This is a genomic window from Streptococcus sp. HMSC077F03, assembly GCF_001812375.1.
GTDB lineage: Bacteria > Bacillota > Bacilli > Lactobacillales > Streptococcaceae > Streptococcus > Streptococcus oralis_S.
Genome location: NZ_KV808775.1, coordinates 1 through 647 on the forward strand (window position 1 = coordinate 1; position 647 = coordinate 647).

A 647-nucleotide genomic window follows, 5' to 3' on the forward strand; every position below is an offset into this window, starting at 1 on the left:
GTTGGTTTTTCTGGGTCACGTGGTTTCACCGTTACCGGTTTTGATTCCTTGCTGCCAGATTGACCATTGGCATCCTTGAAGTTAACACTTGCTTTGTTTGGTACCAATTGATCCTTATAAGGAGTCAAATCGCTATTCGCTTTGAGTTTAGCTGGGATGTACAATTGAATCTCTTTGAAGCCTTTTAGTCGAGCGAAATCTTTCACTTTTACAGTGACAGTGTTTCCTTCAACACTTGTTTCAAGAGCTCCATTTGCATCACGACCGTCCACATAGGCTACTGGCGTATCAGGGATTGCCAAAACAGATTCAAGTGTATCTGTTACGGTGAACTCTTTGTACTTATCAATATCTTTTGGTAAAGCTGTATTGACATTGTACATGTAAGGTGCATCGTATTCGACATCCAAGTGGTCCAAGGTACGGTTGATTTTCTTCGTAATTTCTGGTTCTGGTTCTTTTGGAACGATAACCGGAACTTTATTCGAATCTTTGTGTAGCCCTGGTCTATTTGGAATGTTTGCATCATAAGAAGCCGTATTTGGAACAGTGAATCCACGATCTGTTAGATATGGAGTCAAATCAGCTCCCGCTTTAATCTTAGCAGTGAAGCTCAATTCAACTGCTTGACCGCCATTGGCTTTCAC

General features: G+C 41.4%; 1 protein-coding gene. It reads right to left on the minus strand.

Annotation, left to right across the window (positions count from 1 at the left end):
* A partial coding sequence (locus tag HMPREF2853_RS03970) for an isopeptide-forming domain-containing fimbrial protein (protein WP_148131395.1) occupies positions 1 to 647 on the minus strand: 647 nt, incomplete at both ends.